Below are 19,378 nucleotides of genomic sequence, written 5' to 3'. Positions count from 1 at the left end.
AGCATGGTACGATAAGTAGTGCTTCCAAAATTACAACCATATATTTATGGAATTTTTGACAAGACAAGTTATGTTTCAAACGTTCTTTAAAAACAAAGCAACGAGCTTTTTACCTACTTTTATACCTCAATTATAATAAGATGAAAGTATTACTGGATATTAAAGATTCAAAAGCATCTTTTGTGATGGAATTGCTTCAAAGTTTTCCTTTTATAAAAACAAAGCCGCTTTCACCCTATAAATCAGACGTATTAGAAGGCGTTAAAGAAGCAGTAGAAGAAATGACATTGATAAAAGCTGGCAAACTAAAAGGCCGGCCAGCTAAAGAATTGTTCGATGAGCTATAAAGTCATAACTATCCCTGCTTTTGAAAAGCGCATCAAGAAATTAGCAAAAAAATATCCTTCTTTAAAACTTGAATATATAAATTTAGTACATAACCTTGAAGAAAATCCAATACAGGGTACGCCAATAGGGAACAATTGTTATAAGATTAGGGTATCTGTATTATCTAAAGGAAAAGGTAAGCGCGGTGGTGTCAGGGTAATTACCTATGTGCATATTACAGATACGGAAGTATATTTATTATCTATCTACGACAAATCTGAACAAGAAAATATTTCCTCAAAAGAACTGGAAGGGCTACTAAAATGGATAGCCAATAAATAATTTTTATTGGCTATTTAAACAACCCCTCCGCATTAGCCGTGGTAATTGTTGCCACTTCCTCCACGCTCATGTTTTTTACTTCTGCTAGTTTTTCAATTATGTATTTCAGGTAGCTGCTTTCGTTGCGCTTGCCACGGAAAGGGACTGGCGGAAGGTAGGGGGCATCTGTTTCCAATACCAAGTGTTCTATACCTATTTTTTCCAACACTTCTGGCAGGCCTGCTTTTTTGTAAGTAAGCACGCCGCCAATACCCAGCAAAAAGCCCATATCAATTATCTGTTTTGCACTTTCGTAGCTGCCACCAAAGCAGTGGAATATGCCTTTCAATCCCTTGGCTGCATAGGGTTTTACCATCTCCAATGTTTCCTGCATGGCATTGCGTGTATGGATAACAATAGGTAGTGCTTTCTGGAGTGCCCAATCCATTTGCAGGTTGAATGCTTCTTGCTGTTGGGTGGCAAAGGATTTGTCCCAGTAATAATCCAACCCAATTTCGCCGATGGCAGCAAAATGGCGTGAGGCCAATTGCTGTTCTACAATAGCTAGTTCTTCCTTGTAATTTTCTTTTACATAGCACGGGTGCAGCCCCATCATAGCAATGCACTCGTTTGGGTATTGTTTTTCCAGTTGCAACATGCTTTCCAAACAGGTGCTGTCTATGGCAGGCAAGTAAAATTTGGTAACCCCTTCTGCTTTTGCCCTGCCGATAACGGCATCAATTTCGCCTTTAAATTCCTCGCTGTACAGGTGGCAGTGTGTGTCTATAATGATCATCCTGCAATTTTAAGCAATTTGCCACTTATTATCTTGCCACAAAGCCACCAAAGCACAAAGAAAAGAACGTAACAGGGATTTTCCTTTGCTTCTTTTTTATTTCCTTCGTGCTGCTTTGAGCCTTTGAGTCTTTATGGCGAAAAAGGCGAGCAATATTTTTTTTTGCCTTTGCACAATAAAAAAAATATGGGGTTCCGTAAAATAAATGCACATCCTATACCGTTTATTAGGTGCCGGGATTTAGGATATACTTAAAAAGACACATACACAGCCCATAATGTAAAGATTGTTTTCATAGAGTACGGATTATAAAAGGCTAAGGTTTCTACCTCTGCCTTTTTTTATGCCTATAAAGCCTTGAATTGATAGCCTTTCTGGCTAAAATATTCCAGTGCCATTGGCAATGCGTACTGCATCCTGTCCCAGGCCTTGGTGCTGTCGTGAAAAACGATAATGCTCCCCGGCTTAGTGTGTTTCAGTACATTTTGGAAGCATTTTTCTGGGGAAATGCCCATGTCAAAATCGCCGCTAAGTACCGACCACATGATTATTTTGGAGGGCAGGCTTGACGAATGGTGCAATTGTTTTATCTGCGAGCGTTTTATCCTGCCATAAGGCGGCCTGAAAAATGGCGTGTGAATATTAGAAGCTGCAAACTGAATATTTTCCAGATAATCCATGTCTTTTGTTTCCCATCCGTTCAGGTGGTGTTGGGTATGGTTGCCTACGGAATGCCCTTCGGCTATTATGCGGTTATATATTTCTTGGTATGCTTCCACGTTTTTGCCAATGCAAAAAAAACTTGCCTTGGCATTAAATTGGTTTAGTTTATCCAGTACAAATGGCGTAGCAGTTGGGTGGGGGCCATCGTCAAATGTAAGGTAGAGGCATTGTTCCTTTGTAGGTATTTGCCAGGTTAATGCTGGGTACAATGCCCTTAACCACCATGGTGTAGATACTAAATACATTGATACCGCATATTTAATTTAATAATGCAAACTACGCCATTTATTTTGCCACAATGGCACAAAATGTAAGGGAAACACGAACTTTAATGTACATAGCGAATCGTTGTTATTGTATTGTAAATTTTAGTGAGGCGAAGTTGCTATCTAGAGAGCTTTTCCCCATTTTATGCTTAGGCAACAAGCGGTTCGAGGGTCGTTTTGTTAAAAAAGTATAAACAAAATCTTGCCTATATCCTTTTACTTTGGGTATATCCTTTTTCCAACAAATATTTCAGCACTTTATCCCGCTGGTCGCCCTGGATAATAATTTCTGCCTCTTTTGCCGAGCCGCCTGTGCCGCAGTAGTTTTTCAGCAGCTTGCCCAAGGTTTCCAAATCGGCTTCTGTGCCGATAAAACCTGTAACCAATGTTACTGCTTTGCCAGCTCGGTGTTTGGTTTCTAACTTCACACGCAGCTTTTGTGCTTTGGGTGCAAGAGTTTCTACTATCTCATTATCCTCCTCCAGTTTAAAATTGGGGTCTGTGCTATACACTAAACCATTGTTGATGGGTTTTATTTTTTTGCTCATTGGGCACTATTTATACGATTACTGCTTTCAAACTCAAATCTACGCTTTGTGCCTGGTGTATCAATCCGCCCACGCTTACATAATCAACCCCAGTGGCAGCAAAGCTTTCTATGGTTTGCAAGTTAATGCCCCCGCTTGCCTCTGTTTCAAACCCACCTTGTATTATTTGCAGGGCTTCTGTTATTTGTGCAGGGGTAAAATTATCTAGCATTATCCTAAAAACCTTGCCTTTGCCAATGGTACAAACGGTTTCTACATCTGCCAGGCTACGGGTTTCTACTTCTATTTTTAATGCTGGGTTATGGGTTTGGGTATATTCAAAAGCCTTATTAATAGCTGGCGTCAATCCTCCTGCATAATCAATATGGTTATCCTTTAGCATTATCATGTCGTACAGGCCAAAACGGTGGTTGATACCACCGCCTATTTTCACAGCTTCTTTTTCCAGCAAGCGGAAATTGGGCGTGGTTTTACGGGTATCGAGCAATTTTGTTTTGTAGCCCTTTAGCTTTTCTGTGTATTGGAGGGTAAGGGTGGCTATTCCGCTCATGCGCTGCATACAATTCAAAACCAACCGCTCACAGGTTAATATGGTGTAGATAGAGGCCGATACTTCAAAAGCTATTTCGCCAGCCACCATTGCATTACCATCTTTTTTGAATGCGGTGAATTTTGCAGCAGGCTCTACTTGTTCAAATATCTTTTGTGCTACTTCCACGCCAGCCAATATGCCAGCTTGTTTTATCTTCAGCTCCGCCTTGCCTTGTTTACCAGGAGGGATGCAACTCAACGTGCTATGGTCGCCATCGCCTATGTCTTCTTTTAATGCGGCTATTACCAACTGCCGCAGTAGCTCATTATCCATTGTGCAAAAATAAAGGGTATTTTTTTCGTAACAATGGCTCGAAAGCGGCATGAAGGAAACAAAGAAGATGAAAAGAAAAATGAGGGGTGCATAAAACTTTTTCAAGCCACTATTTGTAAGTCAGAATGGGGGAAAGCATTTCGGAAACGTTAGTATACTTGTTTTAAAACAACAATTTTATATGCCTGTTTTGCTTTTGTTCTAAACCGTCTCCAGCAATTCTTTTCTTGCTATCTCACAATCGGTAAAACTATCTTTTCGGGCATCTTCCATAAGTTGGTGGTCTATTAAGTCCTTTATTATTTTGGCATGGCACTTCAAGCTAATGGTGTCATGGGTTATTTTGCCAGAAGCATTTTCATAAATTTTACCCCTGCTATTGCTTTCATGTATTCATTGGTTTAGCTAGCCAAATTTAATGTTTTTTCTGTAAAAAAGGGGTATAAGCACAAAAAAGTGGTGCATTTCAACTATTCGCTTAGGTCTTCTCGTTCCCCTCCTCGGAGGGGGTTAGGGGGTGGGTCTCCTACAATCAATAATTTATCCACTTCTCAAATGGAACGAGGGGTATTTCAAAACTTCATTTTTTGGAGTTTCCGCTTTTTTTTAAACATATTATCCAACTCCCCCATCCTCCTATCCCCTTCCTCGCCACTTACCACTAAAATCCTATATGGGGGCATTTCTGGATACTCATGGGGGCATATTTCCCCCATATAGGATTTTTATTTTGGGCTTTTTATATATCCATGCCAACTTTACATTAAAACAGGAACTAACCACCTAAGCTTTAGCTCCTGCACCTGCTGGTAGATTGCTTAGGAAAATGATAATTCACTATCAAAATCTTATCACTTTATTATCAATAAATTATCAGTTTCGTATCATAAAACTATTATTCCATTATCAATAAATTATCATAAAATTCACTTAAATTATCATAAAAAACGAGGGTTAAATAACATAAAATAACTGAATAACAATGAGTTAGAAACAAAAAGACAGGCTCGAAAAAAAATAAATCACGGAAAATGAAGAAAAAAAGCCATTTCAAGTCATCGCTTAGTGCTTCTCATTCCCTTCTTTTTTCTTGCATCTCTTCCTTTGGAGCTAGGGTATACACACATCTTTTTAATCTTTTTAGTTTAACCAAAATAGATAGCTGCAAGTGAAATTTATCATAAAACCTCTTGGATTTTGTCAAGGGTTGGCTCCCCCTCGCCTTCGGAGAGTGGGTTGGGGGGTGAGGTCTACACGCTAAGAGGCAACATTTGGTTCAATGAGATTTGTTATAAACGCTAGCTTTAGAGAGGGTTGGGGTGAGGTCGAGTCGGGGTAAGTTTTAACTAAAAATGCAAAAAACTTTAATGTCTCAGTTAGGCCAACCACTATGGTTAACCTAGCATCGGTCTTTAGCCTCATGGTACTATTTTTAACATCAAAAAAAATATAATATGTTAATTTCCCACTTAAAAAAACCCGAAAATCACTCACTTTCCCCCGAAAATCACTCACAAAACACTCATTTTTCACTCACAAATCACTCACAAAACACTCATCTTTAAAAACTAAAAAACACTGTATTTCAATGAGTTATAGTCTAGATAGGCCTAAAATTTCAAATCAGCGTCAAAATACAATGCCAAACAAAGGGTGCAAAGCCCCCAAAAAGTGCACGCTAAACCAGGTTAAAGCACAAAAAAGCCCAGGCAACAAATTGCCCGGGCCCAAACATTCAACAACATATACCTACGCCACGCCATTAATTTTTGCTATGGCATTCACCGTTTTAAAATACGCATCGGGGGTTACCGAGATGGTATCAATGCCCTCTTCCACCAAAAACTGGGCAAAGTCAGGAAAGTCAGAAGGGCCCTGCCCGCAGATGCCGACCTTTATCTTGGCGGCTTTTGCGGCTTTTATCAGCAGCGAAATCATGGCTTTCACCGCTTCGTTCCGCTCGTCGTACAGGTGTGCCACCAGGGCAGAATCCCTGTCTAGCCCCAAGGTAAGCTGGGTAAGGTCGTTGGACCCAATGGAAAAGCCATCTATATGTTTGGCAAACACATCTGCCAGCAATACGTTGGAGGGCAGCTCGGCCATTATATACACTTCCAGCCCGTTCTTGCCCCTTTCCAGCCCATACTCTTTCATTACATCATACACGGCCAAAAGTTCCTTGGGTGTGCGGCAGAATGGTATCATCACTATCACATTGTCCAGCCCCATTTCCTCCCTTACTTTCCTTATGGCTTTGCACTCCATGCCAAAAGCTTCCTTGTACTCCTTGGAGTAATAGCGGGATGCGCCCCTCCATCCTATCATCGGGTTTTCCTCGTGCGGCTCAAAGTGGTGGCCGCCAGGTAGGTTATAATACTCATTGCTCTTGAAGTCAGAAAAACGCACGATTACCTTGTTGGGGTAAAAGGCCGCCCCTATCTTGGCCACGCCCTGCGACAGCTTTTCTATAAAGAATGCTTCCCCATTGGCATAGCCCCTTGCGGCATGGTTGATGGTTTTTGTCAATGCCTCGTCTCCCAGCGACTCATGCTTTAGCAAAGCCATGGGGTGCACTTTGATGTAGTTGTTGATAATAAATTCCTCCCTAGCCAGCCCAATACCCTTAGCTTGCAAGTGCGCAAAATGGAATGCCATGTCTGGTGAGGCTACGTTAAGCAGCACGGGTGTTTTAATGGCAGGCAGCTTGCTAAGGTCGTGTATTTCCTCATGGAAGGGGATTGCCCCGCTGTAGATATAGCCTACCTCTCCTTCTGCGCAGGATGCGGTAACCATGATGCCTTCCTGCAACAGCTTGGTGGCATTGCCACAGCCTACTATGGCTGGCACGCCCATTTCACGGGCTACTATTGCTGCATGGCAGGTACGCCCGCCTTTGTTGGTTATGATGGCTGCGGCTTTTTTCATGATGGGTTCCCAGTCGGGGTCGGTCATGTCGGTTACCAATACGTCGCCTCTTTCAAAAACATAGTGCTGTATTTCTTCCTTGGCAAGGTTGTGTATCATCCTTACCTTGCCGCTGGCTATTTTGTCGCCCACGGCGATGCCTTTTGCAATTATTTTCTTTTCCCTGTTCTTGTCTTCAATTATGTATTCTTTCACCGTGCTGGCTTCCCTGCGGGAGTGGATGGTTTCAGGCCTGGCCTGCACTATAAACAGTTGATTGGTAATGCCATCTACCGCCCATTCCACATCCATTGGGCACCATTGTCCTTTTATGGTGGAGTAATACTCTTCAATAGCCACAACCCATGTGGCTAGTTGCAGTATAGCGGTGTTGCTGAGGCAAAACCTGTTTTCGTCAGCCGCATCTACTGGCACGATGGTTACCCGCTCGCCCGCTATTTTGCTGTACACCATCTTGCGGTTTTTTACCCCCATCTTTTTCTCGATGATAGGCGAAAAGCCTTTTTTCAAAGCTGGTTTAAAAACAATGAACTCATCTGGGCTTACAGCACCTTGCACCACCATTTCACCTAGGCCATAAGAGCCGTTGATAATTACAGCATCTTTAAAACCACTTTCAGTATCTATCGAGAAAGCCACGCCAGCGGCTGCCAGATCGCTCCGTACCATTTTTTGCACGCAAACAGATAGCTTTACCAGGAAATGGTCGTACCCAAAACTATGCCGGTAGCTGATTGCCCTGTCAGTAAATAGCGAAGCAAAGCATTTTTTGATGGTATGCAACAAGTCCGCTGCCCCGTTTACATTTAAAAAAGTTTCCTGCTGCCCAGCGAAAGAAGCATCTGGCAGGTCTTCTGCCGTGGCGGAGGAACGCACGGCCACATCTGTATTATCTTGCCCATGCTTTTGGGAAAGCAGGGTATATGCGTGTTCTATTTCATTGGCTAAATCATCTGGGAAATCACCACTTTCTATCAATTCCCGCACGGCATCACCACAAAACTGCAGCGATTGGATATTGTCTGCATCTAGCCCGGCCACTATAGACTTTATCTTGCTGTCCAACTGGTTATAGGCAATAAAATATTCGTAGGCCTCCACGGTTACTACAAACCCTCCAGGGATTTGTACGCCCCTTGCCGAAAGGTGCTGTATCATTTCGCCCAGCGAAGCATTTTTGCCGCCTACTTTTTCAATGTCGTTAATGCCTACTTTTTCCAGAGGCAGGATCAATTGGGTTTCAATCGTTGTCATAATGCTTGTGTTTAAAAGTGATAATACAAAATTATTTTTAAACAGGCGATATGCTTGGTATCCCCTTATCCTAAACTGGTATTATCTTATCCAATAGTGCTGGTATTTTAATATTTATGTATCAATCTAATACCAAAAATTCTACTTTTATGGTGTTGAGGTTTTGTAAGGCAATTGATTTGCATAATATATAAATAAAGTAAAAGGGAAATTTAACCACAAGGAACACAAGGGGTTTACACAAAGTACACAAGGTAAAATACGATATGTCAGCTAGTACGTTGCACTTGCCCCCAACCCCCTAAAGGGGGTAAATAAGAACAAGGCTATGCGGGAATCTTGCTATGTTTTTGGATTTGTGAAAATTCCTTGTGCCCTTTACCTTATATATCTAATGATATAACCTTGTGTTCCTTGTGTTTCCTAATTCCCTTGTGAGCCTTGTGGTAAAAATATCAAGCAAAAAAGAAAAAACAATAAAACACCAGTTTTGAAAACACCGGCACTTTTAAAAATACATTTAAAGCCCGAGCATTCGTTCAGCGTGCGGCACGATGTGCTGCCTTATTTTTACAACAAATGGCACCACCACCCCGAGATAGAGCTTATCTATATATTAAAAGGTATAGGCAGGCAGTTTATCGGCAACCATGTACACCACTTCAAGGCGGGGGACATGATTTTGCTGGGGCCGCACCTACCTCACCTGTGGAAAAGCGATGATTGCTACATGGAAAAAGGCTCTACCCTAAAAATGGAGTCTATCGTTGTGCATTTCTTGCCCGAGTGCCTTGGGGCAGATTTTTTTAAGCTGCCGGAGAACAGCTTGTTGGCGGATTTGCTGTTTGTAAAAGCAAACCGTGCTGTGCGCATAAAAGATGAAACCAAGGAGGAAGTGGCCCTACTGCTGGAACAACTATTAAAAAGCAATGGGACCAAACGTATTTGGTTGTTGTTGAATATATTGGACATTATTGCAAATTCCACCCAGACAAAGCCCGTTTCGGAGAAAGATATTGCATTCGATTTTTCGCCTGATGAAACCAACCGCATCAATACCATTTACCAGTATATACTTAAAAATTTCCACCACGAGATACCATTAGAAAAAATAGCCAAGGTAGCACACATGACACCCACGGCTTTTTGCAGGTATTTTAAGTCGAGGCTGAAGAAAACTTTTTCGCTGTTCCTGATTGAAGTGCGCATAGGCCATGCCGCCAAGCTGTTGGCAGAAACCAGTAAAAGCGTTGCGGAAATATGCTTTGAAAGCGGCTACAATAATTTCTCAAATTTTAACCGCCATTTCAAGGCCATTATTGGAAAAACACCCATGCAGCACCGAAAATATTACCAAGAAGTAAAACTAAGCCGCTACCATGCCGAGGCGTTCCATGAACGGGGAGAGGAAAGCTAAGATTTTTTATCGCCACAAAGACACGAAAACGCAAAGAAGCAAAATGAAAATCACCATTATCTTTTTCTTTTTTCTTCTTTACCTCCTTCGTGATGCTTTGAGCCTTCGTGCCTTATGGCAAAAAACCTTTGTGGCATCGTTCCCTAAAAAAAAGGTTGTACAGAAACGGCTTTTTTTTGAACTATCCTGCTAATTCTTTAGCAAAAAAACGCTTTTACTTGTGGTTTCTTAATATGTTTGTAGCTGCTATTTCGATTGTATGCTCCGCTAGTGCCGATTTAGGTAATAGTAACATGGCCATTTGTTTTAATCATTTAATTTTTGCAGTGAAAACCAACTATTTTATCTTCTAACCGCCATTTTGGATAAGTCTTTTACAGAAACAAATCTTATTACAAATACACAACAATTATGAGCATAAAAAACAGTTTTGATTTAACAGGTAAAACTGCCTTGGTTACAGGTTGCAGCAGCGGTATTGGCCTTGCAATGGCAGTTGGCCTTGCAGAGGCTGGTGCCAATATTATTGGCGTATCTAGCAGGTTGGCACCAGAAGGCAGCGATGTGGAAAAAGCAGTGGTAGCTGCTGGCGGCACGTTCAAGGCATATCAGTGCGACTTGGGCGACAGGGCATCTATCTATGCTTTTATAGAAAAAGTGAAAGCCAACGAGGGGCAAATAGATATTTTGATTAACAATGCGGGTACAATCCTTAGGACACCTATTGCAGAACACCCGGATGATATGTGGGACAAGGTAATCAACATTAACCTGAACGCCCAATTCATACTTGCCCGTGAATTTGGCAAAGACATGATCGCCCGTGGCGAAGGGAAGATTGTGTTTACCTGCTCCTTGCTTACTTTTCAGGGTGGCATCTTGGTGCCGGGGTATGCAGCAAGCAAGGCAGCTTTGGGTAGTTTAATAAAAGCATTTGCTAACGAGTGGGCTGGCAAAGGCGTGAACATAAACGGCATTGCACCAGGTTATATTTCTACCGATAATACACAAGCTTTGCGGGAAGACGCAGAAAGGAGCAAATCTATCCTTAGCAGGATACCGGCAGGCCGCTGGGGCGAGCCTGAAGATTTTAAAGGCCCAGTTGTATTCCTTAGTTCACCAGCAGCCAACTATGTAAATGGCACAATCCTTATCGTGGATGGCGGGTGGATGGGGAGGTAAATAAATTAGGAATTGAGAATTAGGAATTAGGAATTTTAAAACGTGAAGACTCCTACTCTTAATTCATATTCTTAATTTATAATTCGCAGTATGCAATTCCTAATTCTTAATTTATAATTCCTAATTATTATGGAGGTTCGTTTTCAAAATAGCCCGAAAGAGGTGAGTACCATGACAACCAAGCAGTTGCGTGAGAATTTTTTAGTAGATGGCATTTTAGCAGGCGATACCCTTAAATTGGTGTATTCGCATTACGACAGGGTAATAATTGGTGGTGCAAAGCCAGTTACCCAAAAATTGCAATTGCCAAATGAACCTGAGTTAAGAGCCAATTTTTTCCTAGAAAGAAGGGAAATAGGCATTATAAATGTAGGTGGTAAAGGAAAGGTAGAGGCTGATGGCGTGCAATATGAGTTGGAAAAACTAGATGCCCTTTATTTAGGCAAAGGCACTAAAGAGGTGTTTTTTACTTCTGCCGATGCTGCTACCCCAGCCGATTTCTTCTTATTGTCAACCCCAGCGCACCATACTTACCCTAACTCAAAATCTACAAAAGAACAAGCAGCACCGGTAGCATTGGGCGATATTTCTACTTCCAACAAAAGGACTATCTATAAATACATCCACAACGATGGCATACAAAGTTGCCAGTTGGTAATGGGGCTTACAGTATTAGATCCAGGTAGTGTTTGGAATTCAGTTCCACCACACACCCATACCCGTCGCATGGAAGTCTATTTTTATTTTGACGTGGCTGAAACACAACGTGTGTTCCACATGATGGGCGAACCACAGGAAACAAGGCACTTAATCATGGCCAACCACGAGGCAGTAATAGCAGCACCATGGTCTGTACACTTTGGCAGCGGAACGGCAAACTATGGTTTTATCTGGGCTATGGCTGGCGAAAACAAGGAGTTTACAGATATGGATCCAGCCCCAATTGCCAGCTTGAAATAATTTTGGTTAGGATGTTTTTACCACAAGGTACACAAGGGATAGTAAACACAATGTACAAAAGGAAATTGGGAGATAAAGGACACAAAGCGTTTTCACAAACGCTAAAAAAATAAGCAGTGTTGCCGCATAAACCTTGTGTCCTTTGAGTGTAAGGTGCAGCCAATAAATCAATTTTTACTAGTGTGCTTTGTGCAAATCCTTTGTGTCCCTTGTGGTAAAGTTTAGATTTCAGGATGGTTGCAGGAAAATTTCAGGATGGTTGAACTGAAAATACCCTGCATCTTTGCACGCTAAAAATTGCTAATTCAGGCCAATAAAGTCTTTTAATCACAATTCCACAATAACAAAAACAATGAGTAAGAAAGTAGTAACACTGGGTGAGATAATGATGCGTTTATCTACCCCCGGTTTCCAGCGTTTTGAGCAGTCAACCAGTTTCGATGTTACCTATGGTGGCGGCGAAGCAAACGTGGCTGCCGCTATTTGTAATTATGGCCTAGAAGGCCGTTTCGTGTCTAAAGTGCCTAAAGATGCTTTAGGGCAGGCAGCTATCAACCACCTTCGTCGTTATGGCGTTGATACACAATTTGTTGCAAGGGGTGGCGACAGGATTGGTATTTATTTCTTGGAAACGGGTGCTTCAATGCGTGCTAGTAAAGTTATTTATGACCGTGCTGGCGCTGCAATTGCAGATGTAGATGCTTCTGAATTTGATTTCGATAAAATATTTGAAGGGGCTGACTGGTTTCATACTACTGGTATCACACCAGCATTGAGCGATAAAGCTGCCGCACTTACATTGGAGGCTTTAAAAGCGGCTAAAGCAAAAGGCATTACTACCAGTATTGACCTTAACTACCGTAAAAAATTGTGGAGCAAAGAAAAAGCAAGGGAAGTAATGACAAAGCTTTGCCAGTATGTAGATGTTTGTATTGGTAATGAAGAAGATGCAGATACTACACTAGGTTTCAAATCTGAAGGCACTGACGTAACCAAAGGCGAATTAAACCTAGATGGCTACAAAAGCGTTTTCAAGCAAATGCAAGCTAAGTTTGGTTTCAAATACATCGCTTCTACCCTTCGCGAAAGCCACAGTGCTTCTGATAATGGCTGGAGTGCATTGGTATATGATGGCACTGAATTTTACCATACAAAAGAATACGAAGTTCGCATTGTGGACCGTGTTGGTAGTGGCGACAGCTTTGCAAGCGGCTTTATCTATGGCCTTGTAAGCGGAAAAACAATGGCTGAATCAGCCGAGTTTGGCGTAGCAGCTAGTGCTTTGAAACATACCATTCATGGCGACTTGAACCAAGTAACCGTAGAAGAAGTAATGGGCATAGTAAAAGGTGATGGAAGCGGAAGGGTGCAACGATAGTTAATAATTTAGGTGTAAGGTAGAGGGTTTAGGGTTTAAGGTAGGGCAGTTCCTATACCCTACACCTTACGCCCTACACCTTTTACCTTAAAATAAAAGACAATGATAATAGATACTATACAAAATGCACCGAAATACTTTGCAGTGCATCCATTGTTTGCAAAAGCATTTGAATATATTACTACCACAGACCTTGCTGCCACTGCAGATGGCAAATATGAAATTGATGGCGATAATTTAAAAGCAATCATTTCCAATAAGCCTGGCGTTACTGCTGAGGAATCTATTGCTAAGTTTGAGTGCCACGATAAGCATATCGACATCCAGGTTTGCATAAACGGTACAGAAGCAATGGCTTGGAAACCCCGTGAAAAATGCGTATCGCCAAAAGGGGAATACAACCCTGATAAAGACGTAAGTTTTTACAGTGATGCCCCAGACATGACTTTCCAAGTTACCAATGGGCAATTTGTTATTTTATTCCCAGAAGACGTACATGCACCCGGCATTGGCGAAGGGCCGATAAAAAAACTGGTTATTAAAGTAAAAATATAGGTTCTTGCCACAAAGGCACGAAGGGAGCATAAAGGTTTTCGCTTTTGCCCCTCTCCTTTGGAGAGGGGTTGGGGTGAGGTCTATTTTTTGAAGCGAAAATTTTATGCAACCAAAAGGCAATAAACAAGATTTGGCAACTTAAAAAAGGGTTGCCAAATCTTGTTTTAAATCATTCCACCATTTTAATTAAATCATCATCATTATGAGCAAGAAACAAGAAATAATCAGCCTGATTATAGAACAAGGCATGTTGCCACTTTATTTTAATGCAGACGAAACAGTAAGCATCGATATTTTAAAAACCATTTACAACGCAGGTATCCGTGCGGTGGAATATACCAACCGTGGCGAAGCAGCATTAAAGAATTTTGGTAAGTTAGTAGCCTTGAGGGATAGCGAATTGCCAGGTTTGAAATTGGGTATCGGCACCATCAAAAACCTGAAACAAGCAGAAGTATATGTAGAAGCTGGAGCTGACTTTATTGTTAGCCCAGGTTTTGTAAAAGAAGTAGCTGAGTTTGCAGATACTATTGATATGTTGTATGCGCCAGGTTGCATGACCCCAACAGAAATTATCGCCGCAGAAAATGCAGGCGTTACGTTTATTAAACTATTCCCAGGCAATATGTTGGGTCCAGAGTTTTTGAGCAGCATCAAAGATATTTTCCCTAGCCTTTACTTTATGCCTACTGGTGGTGTAGATACTACAATAGAAAGTATTTCTGGCTGGTACAAAGCAGGTGTGTGTGCAGTAGGCATGGGCAGCAAGCTAATCAGCAAAAAATTGATGGAGCAAAAAGACTATGGCACGCTCACAAAATTGACTGTTGATACGTTGGCACTTATCAAAACCGTAAAAGGATAGCTTTATAATTGACAATTGATAATTAATAGTTGATAATTGAAGGGGTATATTTTTTTCCATTGCTACTCTGTAATAGTAGGGTTGCCAAGCTTTTAAAGGTTGGCAACCCTTAATTTGAATGAATAATTGATAATTGCTGATGGATATTTGATAGGTTAAGTTGAAAACCGATAGTTGTAAAATTGATTTAGGGTAATATACATTTTAATAAGATTTTAATGCTAATTTTCGCCTTTATATCAATTGTCAATTATAAACTATCAATTAATAAGCTGCATATATGACTAAAGAACAAATGGGAAAATACAGGTGGACTATTGCTGCCTTGCTATTATTTTCTACTACTATCAATTACATGGATAGAAATGTAATTGGCTATTTAAAAGATTATTTCTGTACAGCACAGCCTAACGGATTTGGATGGTCTTCTACTGATTTTTCCTATTTAACAGCTATTTTCACAGGCTTCTATGCAGGGTTTACCTTATTTGCAGGTTTTATCATTGATAAAATTGGCACTAAAAAAGGGCTGGCCGCTTCTCTTATTTTATGGTCTGTTGCAGGCATCTCCAGTGCTTTTATGGGCATTGGCTTGTGGGCGCACAATGTGGCAAGGGCAATTTTTGGTGCTGGTGAAGCAGGAAACTTTCCCGCTTCCATTAAAACAGTAGCAGAATGGTTCCCTAAAAAAGAGCGTGCATTGGCTACGGGTATATTTAATTCGGGTTCTAATATGGGTGCAATGATTTGTGCCCTAATTATACCTTTAATTCTCTCTACTTGGAACCCGTCCGAAGGCCATGGCCTTTTCTTAGGTATATTCCATGGTTGGCAGATGGCTTTTATCATTACCGGGTTTATTGGTTTTGTATGGTTGTTTTTCTGGAGTATTCTTTATGGTACCCCAAAAGAAATACTTGCTAAAGGGAAAATGAGTCAAGCAGAATACGACTACATACACAGTGGCGATGAAGTAGAAGTAGTAACCCAAGTAGCAAAAGAAAAAGTACCTTGGTACAAAATGCTTACTTATAGACAAACATGGGCATTTGTTTTCGGCAAATTCATGACTGACGGTATTTGGTGGTTCTTGTTATTCTGGCTACCTACTTACATCAAACAGCAATTCTGTGTAGGAATGGATCCTATTACAACCAAGCATACGGTAATGATTTCTACCTTTATCGTTTATGGGGTAGCTATTGTAGGATCCATTTTTGGGGGTTCTATCCCAATGATTTTTATGAATAAAGGATGGCAAACCTACAAAGCCCGGATGACGGCTTTATTGATTATTGCTTTTGCACCATTATTATTATTAAGTACACAATATGCTGCTAGTTTTGGTATTGTAGCTGCTGTTGCCGTCATTAGTATTGGAGGGGCTGCCCACCAGGCATGGAGTGCAAATTTGTTTACTACTGTATCAGATATGTTCCCTAAGAAAGCAGTAGGTTCTGTTACAGGAATTGGGGCAGCAGCAGGCGGCCTAGGTGGTGTTCTGGTTCAATTACTTGCTGGTGGGCTTGAAGATAAATACCGTATAAAAGGAGTAATGGAAGCAGCAAATGCAGGTCTTATCAAAGCTACTACAGCTATTCCTTTGGATAAGGTAAAAATGGATAACCTAAAAAGTGTACTGATAGATACGAACATGCTTGCAGAAGCGAGGCATTTCATTTCTTCAAACGTTTCCGTTGCTTATGGTATCATGTTTACAGTATGTGCATTGGCCTATTTAATTGCATGGGGCATCATGAAAGCCTTTGTGCCTAAGTTTAGCCCCATTACAGATTTGTAAAAGATTAAATTTCTCAATTTATAGTTACAATAAAAGCTGCCTCATTATTTGGGCAGCTTTTATTGTTTAGTCAATTTTAAAATGCTTTGGCTACTACTCAGATACTATAAAGGAAATGGCCTGCCGCATACGGTAAGCGACATTTCTGCCGTTTTGGATGGCAGGTTTCCAAGATGGGCCTTTTTTAATTACCCTTACTGCTTCTGAGGCAGTGCCATAGGTTGGGTCGTTTTCGGCAACCACATCGCTAACATTGCCATTTTTATCTACTAGGAAAGAAACCACCACAGTGTATTTGCCAGGAGGCGCACCGCTTTCGGCAGGCAGTTCCTGTTTCAGGTTCTTTTCCAGAAACTTTCGCCAGGCATCCCTCCCGCCTGGGAACTCCGCTTCTATCTGCACGGATGTAAACTGTGGGTCTTCATCAATTGCTTTCTTCGCGAGTGCTTCTACCAGCCCTGTCCCTTTGGTTTCAATGGGCGGTGCAACAATCTCATCTCCTTTTATACCCTCTTTATTATAATCGCCAATGGCCGATTTTTCCAGTTCTTTTAATTCGGGTGGCGTTTCTTTTACTTGGTCGTCTATTACAATTTGAGGCTTCGTAAACTGTTTTATATCCACTTGGGTTTGCTCTACCTTGGGCATTGGTGGGGGTGGGGGTGGGGGGATGGCTTTGGGGGCTTCTGACGGCAATTCCTTTAGTGTAAACATGTCCGATATTTCCATAACGGGTTTGTTCTTGTGGAAAGAATTGGCAAGCACAATACCCAAAAAAAGTGCTAAGCAAATAGAAAATGTGCCTAGCAAAGCATAGGCAACCCTCTTGCTATAGGTTTTGCGGAGGTTGTAAGCACCGTAGGCTTTGTTCCTCCCATCAAAAATAATGTCTAAGACATCGGCAGTTAAAATCATGTTCTTGTTCATGGCAATATATTTTTTAAATGAGATACTGCCATACATATTTTCCATAAAGGTGTTTGCCCATAAGAATGGTTTGAACTAATAATGCCATACTCCAAGCGGTTTATATAATACAATGAAGCGAATTTGCAACTGGTTCAATTTTTGTTCTTATATTTTTGGTAAAAAAATAATACTTTCACAGTGAATTTATACCCCAGCGTTTCAACGCCTTGCCATTAAAAAAACAATAAATTACAATCCATGGGCAATATTATTATTGGTGTTATCATAGCATTTATCATTAGTTTTTATGCTATGCCCATTATTATTAAACTAGCTGACCAGATAAAGCTATACGACCACCCCGATGAGCGCAAAGTGCATAGAAAACCGATACCCTCCTTGGGTGGGCTGGGTATTTTTATTGGTTTTATGATGGGCCTTTTGCTCACGGTACATATTAGTGCTGTAGATAAACAATTACAATATTATTATGCATCGTTCCTAGTAGTTTTCTTCTACGGGGTAAAAGACGATATCCTAAAGCTCCGCCCCATGAAAAAATTATTAGGGCAGCTTATTGTTTCTATTATCCTCATATTCAAGGCAAACCTTGTACTAACGAATATGTATGGCTTCATGGGGGTTACCTATATACTTGAGTCTTTTAGTTACCTGCTTACACTCACTACTATTATTGTGATAATGAACGCCTTTAACCTGATTGACGGCATAGATGGGCTTGCTGGTAGCTTAGGCATCCTCACCGCATCGGTGTTTGGTACATTTTTCTACCTTAACGGTGATTTGTTTTATGCCTTGATGGGCTTTGTATTGGCGGCTAGCCTTTTTGCTTTTTTAATATATAACTACTCTCCAGCTAAAATATTCATGGGTGATACGGGATCTATGCTTGTAGGCCTAATCAACGCTATTTTAGTAATCCATTTTGTAGAAACAGCTGCAGCCAGCGTTTATATACCCAAACAAACATCCCCTGCCATGGGTTTTGGCATACTGCTGGTGCCGCTTTTAGATACTTTAAGGGTATTTGGCATCAGGATACTACATGGCCGATCGCCCTTTTCGCCAGACAGAAATCATTTGCACCACCTGCTGCTAGACAGGGGCTTCAATCATAAACAAATACTGTTTACCTTGGTATCAGTAGCCATTTTATTTATAGTAGCTACTTATTTTGCGCTTCCTTTAGGGTGCACCAAAGTAATATTGCTGCAAATAGCATTGTTTTTTTGTGGCGTGTTTATACTTACAAAAACTAAGAAAAGGCCACATCAACAATTATCCGTGGTAAGGAAAGAGGATTTTGGTAAAAAGGATGACGCCATTGGCGTGATTAAGAATGCCAAGTAAAAATTAAAATTAATGGCCACGAAGGTTCAAAGTGGCACAAAGGAAAGAAGAAAAGCGAGAACTTTGTATCATACGATAGCCGTTATATTTTTCTTTGTATCTCTTCGTTTTTTCCTGCCTTCTTGGCTATTTTTTTGGCAATTAGCACATTATATTTTTAAAAAACTATTAAATAGCAAAAAAAATAATTAAGGCAGCACCTAGAAAAGTGCCGCCTTTTAAATTTACTGTATGCTGTTTGTTTCGATTGACAACAAAGGCTACATGCTTTTACACCTGGAGCCTTTTTGCATCCTAGCTTCATACCCCACGTAATGAAACAAAGATTAGGCTTTTATAGGAATAACAAATGTAGAAGCTATTCTTCTAACACGCAATCCGTGGAACTACGGTTTTTTAAACCCGTGAAATAACGGGGTTATATAATAGGCATATTACGAAAAATCTATCAAGCCTTTTTTTGGGTGCATAAAAGTCTCCCTACAAGCAACTGGTGTTTAGCTAAAAACAACCAATTAATAAAAAAATTAGTGCTATTTGTGCATTGGTGTCTAATTGGTTGTATAGGAGTTTTAGCTTTGTGGCGATATTCCCCAATCTTTAAAAACCTTATCTTTGTGCCAGAAATGCACTTGCTAAAAACCCAAGCTAAATGTATTTTACGAGCTATCAACCAGTACTTGCATCAAAGTTCTTTTTTTATTAATATTAAGATAGTTTTAGCTTAAAAAATTAACCTTGTATTGATGGCTGTAAATTACGCAGAAAGTACGCACAAAATGAGCATAAAATAGGCAAAAAATAGGCAAAAATTACTCCAAAAATAGGCACAAAATACGCATAAAATTTTGCCGTTATTATTGATAATCAATGACTTAAAGACCTGAGAACGATTTTTCAAAAAATCGCAAATAG

At 40.7% G+C, this 19,378-nt stretch carries 16 protein-coding genes; 10 read left to right on the top strand and 6 right to left on the bottom strand.

Going from position 1 to position 19,378, the window contains the following annotated elements:
• Nucleotides 1-140 precede the first annotated feature (140 nt).
• Both ACHFIY_RS07400 and ACHFIY_RS07395 read left to right on the top strand, forming a co-directional pair.
• Nucleotides 141-347, top strand: a complete 207-nt coding sequence (locus tag ACHFIY_RS07400; protein ID WP_410845436.1) for a hypothetical protein — start codon at nucleotides 141-143, stop codon at nucleotides 345-347.
• Nucleotides 337-669, top strand: coding sequence for a type II toxin-antitoxin system RelE/ParE family toxin (locus tag ACHFIY_RS07395; RefSeq protein WP_410845435.1), 333 nt, complete (start codon nucleotides 337-339; stop codon nucleotides 667-669). The genes ACHFIY_RS07400 and ACHFIY_RS07395 overlap by 11 nt, the downstream gene beginning before the upstream one ends.
• A gap of 10 nt (nucleotides 670-679) precedes the next feature.
• Here ACHFIY_RS07395 and ACHFIY_RS07390 read toward each other — a convergent pair whose 3' ends face one another.
• The 5 genes from ACHFIY_RS07390 to ppsA form a co-directional block, all read right to left on the bottom strand.
• Nucleotides 680-1,444, bottom strand: a complete 765-nt coding sequence (locus ACHFIY_RS07390; RefSeq protein WP_410845434.1) for a TatD family hydrolase — start codon at nucleotides 1,442-1,444, stop codon at nucleotides 680-682.
• A 347-nt stretch (nucleotides 1,445-1,791) separates the two neighbouring features.
• Nucleotides 1,792-2,412 (bottom strand): polysaccharide deacetylase family protein, encoded by a 621-nt coding sequence (locus ACHFIY_RS07385; protein WP_410845433.1) that lies wholly within the window; start codon nucleotides 2,410-2,412, stop codon nucleotides 1,792-1,794.
• Between the two features lie 227 nt (nucleotides 2,413-2,639).
• Nucleotides 2,640-2,981, bottom strand: a complete 342-nt coding sequence (locus tag ACHFIY_RS07380; RefSeq protein WP_410845432.1) for a translation initiation factor — start codon at nucleotides 2,979-2,981, stop codon at nucleotides 2,640-2,642.
• 10 nt (nucleotides 2,982-2,991) lie between these two features.
• Nucleotides 2,992-3,846 carry a carboxylating nicotinate-nucleotide diphosphorylase gene (gene nadC, locus ACHFIY_RS07375; protein ID WP_410845431.1) on the bottom strand — a complete coding sequence of 285 codons (855 nt, stop codon included), beginning with the start codon at nucleotides 3,844-3,846 and terminating at the stop codon, nucleotides 2,992-2,994.
• A gap of 1,749 nt (nucleotides 3,847-5,595) precedes the next feature.
• Nucleotides 5,596-8,025, bottom strand: a complete 2,430-nt coding sequence (gene ppsA, locus ACHFIY_RS07370) for a phosphoenolpyruvate synthase (RefSeq protein WP_410845430.1) — start codon at nucleotides 8,023-8,025, stop codon at nucleotides 5,596-5,598.
• A gap of 490 nt (nucleotides 8,026-8,515) precedes the next feature.
• On the opposite strand from ppsA, the gene ACHFIY_RS07365 reads away from it, so the two are divergent.
• From ACHFIY_RS07365 to ACHFIY_RS07335, 7 genes are all read left to right on the top strand, one after another.
• Nucleotides 8,516-9,442 carry an AraC family transcriptional regulator gene (locus ACHFIY_RS07365; protein ID WP_410845429.1) on the top strand — a complete coding sequence of 309 codons (927 nt, stop codon included), beginning with the start codon at nucleotides 8,516-8,518 and terminating at the stop codon, nucleotides 9,440-9,442.
• A 411-nt stretch (nucleotides 9,443-9,853) separates the two neighbouring features.
• A complete protein-coding gene (locus ACHFIY_RS07360) occupies nucleotides 9,854-10,624 on the top strand; it encodes an SDR family NAD(P)-dependent oxidoreductase (RefSeq protein ID WP_410845428.1) in 771 nt (256 codons plus the stop codon).
• 129 nt (nucleotides 10,625-10,753) lie between these two features.
• The gene (gene kduI, locus ACHFIY_RS07355) at nucleotides 10,754-11,584 is read left to right on the top strand and encodes a 5-dehydro-4-deoxy-D-glucuronate isomerase (RefSeq protein WP_410845427.1); all 831 of its coding nucleotides are present in this window, start codon (nucleotides 10,754-10,756) and stop codon (nucleotides 11,582-11,584) included.
• A 352-nt stretch (nucleotides 11,585-11,936) separates the two neighbouring features.
• The gene (locus ACHFIY_RS07350; protein WP_410845426.1) at nucleotides 11,937-12,962 is read left to right on the top strand and encodes a PfkB family carbohydrate kinase; all 1,026 of its coding nucleotides are present in this window, start codon (nucleotides 11,937-11,939) and stop codon (nucleotides 12,960-12,962) included.
• Nucleotides 12,963-13,064: 102 nt separating this feature from the next.
• Nucleotides 13,065-13,517, top strand: coding sequence for a NanQ anomerase/TabA/YiaL family protein (locus ACHFIY_RS07345; protein WP_410845425.1), 453 nt, complete (start codon nucleotides 13,065-13,067; stop codon nucleotides 13,515-13,517).
• Nucleotides 13,518-13,719: 202 nt separating this feature from the next.
• Complete coding sequence (locus tag ACHFIY_RS07340; RefSeq protein ID WP_410845424.1) at nucleotides 13,720-14,382, top strand: bifunctional 4-hydroxy-2-oxoglutarate aldolase/2-dehydro-3-deoxy-phosphogluconate aldolase; 663 nt, start codon at nucleotides 13,720-13,722, stop codon at nucleotides 14,380-14,382.
• Between the two features lie 280 nt (nucleotides 14,383-14,662).
• Complete coding sequence (locus ACHFIY_RS07335; RefSeq protein WP_410845423.1) at nucleotides 14,663-16,183, top strand: MFS transporter; 1,521 nt, start codon at nucleotides 14,663-14,665, stop codon at nucleotides 16,181-16,183.
• A gap of 93 nt (nucleotides 16,184-16,276) precedes the next feature.
• Here ACHFIY_RS07335 and ACHFIY_RS07330 read toward each other — a convergent pair whose 3' ends face one another.
• On the bottom strand, nucleotides 16,277-17,110 hold the full coding sequence (locus ACHFIY_RS07330; RefSeq protein WP_410845422.1) for an energy transducer TonB: 834 nt from the start codon (nucleotides 17,108-17,110) through the stop codon (nucleotides 16,277-16,279).
• Between the two features lie 240 nt (nucleotides 17,111-17,350).
• On the opposite strand from ACHFIY_RS07330, the gene ACHFIY_RS07325 reads away from it, so the two are divergent.
• A complete protein-coding gene (locus ACHFIY_RS07325; protein ID WP_410845421.1) occupies nucleotides 17,351-18,463 on the top strand; it encodes an MraY family glycosyltransferase in 1,113 nt (370 codons plus the stop codon).
• Nucleotides 18,464-19,378 lie beyond the last annotated feature (915 nt).

This window comes from Parasediminibacterium schistidii (assembly GCF_046546515.1).
Lineage (GTDB): Bacteria > Bacteroidota > Bacteroidia > Chitinophagales > Chitinophagaceae > Parasediminibacterium.
This window is presented reverse-complemented; position numbering and strand designations above follow the sequence as displayed.

Excerpts from the sequence above, each read along its gene's own strand:
- ppsA (WP_410845430.1), bottom strand. The coding sequence starts at position 8,025 with ATGACAACGATTGAAACCCAATTGATCCTGCCTCTGGAAAAAGTAGGC.
- ACHFIY_RS07335 (WP_410845423.1), top strand. The coding sequence starts at position 14,663 with ATGACTAAAGAACAAATGGGAAAATACAGGTGGACTATTGCTGCCTTG.
- ACHFIY_RS07360 (WP_410845428.1), top strand. The coding sequence starts at position 9,854 with ATGAGCATAAAAAACAGTTTTGATTTAACAGGTAAAACTGCCTTGGTT.
- ACHFIY_RS07350 (WP_410845426.1), top strand. The coding sequence starts at position 11,937 with ATGAGTAAGAAAGTAGTAACACTGGGTGAGATAATGATGCGTTTATCT.
- ACHFIY_RS07390 (WP_410845434.1), bottom strand. The coding sequence starts at position 1,444 with ATGATCATTATAGACACACACTGCCACCTGTACAGCGAGGAATTTAAA.
- ACHFIY_RS07380 (WP_410845432.1), bottom strand. The coding sequence starts at position 2,981 with ATGAGCAAAAAAATAAAACCCATCAACAATGGTTTAGTGTATAGCACA.
- ACHFIY_RS07340 (WP_410845424.1), top strand. The coding sequence starts at position 13,720 with ATGAGCAAGAAACAAGAAATAATCAGCCTGATTATAGAACAAGGCATG.
- ACHFIY_RS07400 (WP_410845436.1), top strand. The coding sequence starts at position 141 with ATGAAAGTATTACTGGATATTAAAGATTCAAAAGCATCTTTTGTGATG.
- kduI (WP_410845427.1), top strand. The coding sequence starts at position 10,754 with ATGGAGGTTCGTTTTCAAAATAGCCCGAAAGAGGTGAGTACCATGACA.
- nadC (WP_410845431.1), bottom strand. The coding sequence starts at position 3,846 with ATGGATAATGAGCTACTGCGGCAGTTGGTAATAGCCGCATTAAAAGAA.
- ACHFIY_RS07330 (WP_410845422.1), bottom strand. The coding sequence starts at position 17,110 with ATGAACAAGAACATGATTTTAACTGCCGATGTCTTAGACATTATTTTT.
- ACHFIY_RS07385 (WP_410845433.1), bottom strand. The coding sequence starts at position 2,412 with ATGTATTTAGTATCTACACCATGGTGGTTAAGGGCATTGTACCCAGCA.
- ACHFIY_RS07395 (WP_410845435.1), top strand. The coding sequence starts at position 337 with ATGAGCTATAAAGTCATAACTATCCCTGCTTTTGAAAAGCGCATCAAG.
- ACHFIY_RS07325 (WP_410845421.1), top strand. The coding sequence starts at position 17,351 with ATGGGCAATATTATTATTGGTGTTATCATAGCATTTATCATTAGTTTT.
- ACHFIY_RS07345 (WP_410845425.1), top strand. The coding sequence starts at position 13,065 with ATGATAATAGATACTATACAAAATGCACCGAAATACTTTGCAGTGCAT.